We start from the raw sequence: 3,388 nt of genomic DNA, 5'->3' as shown, positions 1-3,388 counted from the left end.
GATGCCGCAGACACGGCCATGTCGAGACCCGGGGGAGTGCACTCGCCACAGCGAAGGTCGCGGCGGAGGACGTAGCGCGCGGGCTGACGCGTGACACGGGGACGGCGTGATGACCGAGTGGACCGACACGCAGATAGGGACGCTAACGCAGCACGCGGCCACAGTCGGCGACTACAATCTTTCAGTCACAGGTGACGGGTCCCACTGGATGTGGGCGATCTGGCGCTCAGACCGTGACCGTGCGGAGTTTCGAGGAATAGAGCAGAGCGCGGCCGACGTGATGCGGACGGCGGAGGCCGTTATGCTGCGGTTGCAGGACTGGTCACCGGAAGGGTGACGGGCAGCAGTCGGCGAGGGCTTCATCCTATTTTCGCAGCGACGTCCAACGCGGGCACCTCTCCCACATCGCGCGCAGACGCTCGCCCATTTCCTGCAGGTTCTCCTCTTCTTTGCAGTTGCGATGCATCCCGCCGCTGTCGCTTGGCGCGCCCCAGTGTCGGCAAATGCCGCAAGTCGGAGGCAATGAGGGCAGCGTAGGCGGCATGCACATCGCCCTCCTGAGATGATGCGACCCGCGGCAGGGGACTGGGTGGGCCGAGTTACACCGGAGCGTAGCATTTCACGCCCGGAACACGACGAAGTGGCGGGCTAGTAGCCGGGGCGCCTCGACAACCTGCGAGAGATTGCGTCGCCGTGTCACTGTGGGTATCGCTGATCTTAAGGACTGCCTCACGTTTGGGGGTCAGGCGGCGGCAGCCAAGGTCGGGTGGTTGTCGTTTGCTGGCGTGAACCGCTGTCCGAAGGCGGAACCGAAGGTGCCGTTGTACACGGCGCAGCGGACCTGCAGCAGGAGATCGGCACCCCGTCGGGTCCAGCGCATCTGTTGCGACTTGTTCATCCGGCGGTTCACCAGGAAGTTGGCCGTCCCCTCGGTGATCGCGGTCCCGACCCGCAGGCCAGCACGGTGGCGCTCGGCGTAGTTGACGGTCCAGTCGGCCTGGCTGACCAGATAGCGGTCCAGCGCCAACAGTGCGGTCCACAGCTTCCGCGAGGGCGCGATCGATCGGCGGCTGCCGGCCTCACCCCGGAAGTGATGGATGACGGCGCGGATGCGTTCGATGCTGGCTTGGGCATCCTTGGCTTTGCCGTTCCACAAACGCCACCGCAGCCGGTCGGCTTCTGCGACGATCATCGCCTTTGCCTCCTGCCGTGCTGGCGTATCGGCTGACAAGGCGCTGGCGGTTTGCTCAAGGTGCTGCAGCCGCATGGCGATGTGGAACCAATCGAGGATCGGCGGTGCGGTGACGCCGGCGGCGGCCAGAGTCAACCGCAGCCCAGCGCATCCATCGGTGAACCCGGTCAACACCGAAGCCTTGGTCCGGCCAACGCTGTCGAGTGTGCAGCCGATCAGCGCCACGACGTTTGTCTCCGATCCGACGACGGCGGCGAACACCTGCCGGGCGCCAGCCTCGGTCTCGGCATTGCCAAGCTTGACCTCCAGATGTCGCTGCCCCTCCTCACAACTTCGGATGAAGGTCGAGTCCACGCTGACGGAGATCGCCGCCGCTGGGTCCACAGGCGCGATTGCTGGGCGAAGCTGCAGCTGTTCACCGAGCGTCAGGGTATGGCGACGAAGGGTCTCATGATCTTTGCCGGCGTCGACCGGGAACATCTGCTCCAGCATATCCGCTGCTGTCCGATGGGTCATCAGCGCCGAGAGGTGAGCCTGCAGTCGATCGAGCTCGGGCGTCGACCTGCAGTACGACGGCCACTCGACCCCGCTCTCGATCCCGTCGCAGGCGACGCAGCGGAACCGCGGCAGCCGAACGGTCACCTCGCCGAACAGCGTTGCGAGCCGCCTCTGCCGGTAATCCTTCACGTGGCAGGCGCCACCGCAGGCGCGGCAGCTTGGCCGCCGGACAGCGTGGTCCCTGGCTTGGGCACCAACGATCTCGCGCTGAATGGCGGCCAGCACCTCCTTCGCTTCGGCCAAGCGCAGGCCCAGACTGGCAATGTCGCTCAGGTCACCCGGCTGCGCGATTTCCACCAGATCCGTGCTCTGAACATCACCACCAGCGCCTGTTTCCACCAGCCGCACAATCCAGGCCACGCGCGCTACCCCACAGAAAGCCTTCCACCGCAGGTTATAGCTGATCCATTCCTACCCCCAAACATGAGGCGGTCCCCAGCTGCCGGACCGATGTCGCGCACGCCATAGAGAACCCCGACCCGGATGCGGAGGCGCTGATATACTTGGTCATCGAACGCGGTTGACGGCGGGGTCGCCTCGCCGGGCTGGATCCTGGCGGCGGCTCGGCGAAGCGACCGCATCTCGATGCCTTCTGCTCATCGCAAAGCAAGTGGGAGATGTCTGGCGCACCAGGGAGCGATGTAGCGCCGAGCGGCTGAGGGTTCTTCGTCACTTTGCGTGCAAGGGGTGGTCGTTGCGGGTTTAGGCGACGTGAAGGACACGAGCGCGGAGGAGGTCGAAGCCGGCGCGGCCATACATGCTTCGCTTGATCAGCTTGATCCGGTTCACCTGCCCTTCGGCGGGGCTGGTGGTCCAGGGCAGATCGAGCGCAGCCTGCACGGCAGGGAGATCCTTGCGCAGTTCCTTGACGAAGCCGGCAAGGGAGGTAGCCTCCGCTGCGGTCAGCACCGCCTCAAGCGCCTCCGTACTGTGTTTGCGCAGAAGCGAAGCGAGACGCCTGGCGGCGGCGACCGCGTTGGCGAGGGCCGGCACCTCGTCGAGCAGCCGCGCGGCAAAGGCCCTGTCGAGAGGCTCGAGAGCTTCGGTTTCGGCCGTCAGCAGGCGAGCCAGGTGACGTCCTGAGGGCGGCTGCCAGGGCTGGCCGTTGATCGTGACCGGCGTTCGAACGCGAGCGGGCTCGCTTTGCCGCCGGCGTGTGGCCCAAGCCCGTACGGTCGAAGGACGGCCTGGGAAGCCTTGCGCGACCACCTCGCGCCACAGTCGGGTGGCGTTGTGGCAGCCTTCGGCCCAACGCCGTTCGAGATAGTTGGTGTAGGCGTCAAGCGCCGAGCCGCGTCGCGGCTTGCGCCAGGAGGGTGGGCCGCCGGCGCGCAGCCAGCGGCGGATTGTCTTGCGCTCGACGCCAAGCCGGCGGGCGATCTCGCTGATCGACAGGCCCAGCGCACGCAGCCGGCTCGCCTCTTCGAAGCGGACCTGCCGGCGTTCGCGCGCTGCCTGGCCAGGCCGGGCCTCGGCACTCGGCTGCTCTGGAATAGCAGGCTGCGGCTCCGACAGGGCCGCGGCAGCCGTCAGGGGTGGTGTCCCGGCAAGATCATCCATCAGTGCCTTGCCGGCACGATGAACCGCGACGTGCTCACGCTCGACGACGGCGTGCACGGCCTCGCCAAGGTTGCGCAG

2 protein-coding genes are annotated in these 3,388 nt (G+C 66.7%); both read right to left on the bottom strand.

All coding sequences use genetic code 11. The annotated features are described in order from the left end of the window. Nucleotides 1–742: 742 nt before the first annotated feature. Complete coding sequence (locus Q7A36_RS38960; protein WP_305109171.1) at nt 743–2,110, bottom strand: ISKra4 family transposase; 1,368 nt, start codon at nt 2,108–2,110, stop codon at nt 743–745. Between the two features lie 342 nt (nt 2,111–2,452). Beyond that, on the bottom strand, nt 2,453–3,388 hold a 936-nt coding region (locus tag Q7A36_RS38955), incomplete at its 5' end, for a transposase (RefSeq protein WP_305109170.1).

It is taken from the genome of Paracraurococcus lichenis (assembly GCF_030657435.1).
GTDB classification, from domain to species: Bacteria; Pseudomonadota; Alphaproteobacteria; order Acetobacterales; family Acetobacteraceae; genus Paracraurococcus; species Paracraurococcus lichenis.
Note: the sequence above shows the minus strand (reverse complement) of the source record. Positions and strands in the feature narration are given on the sequence as shown.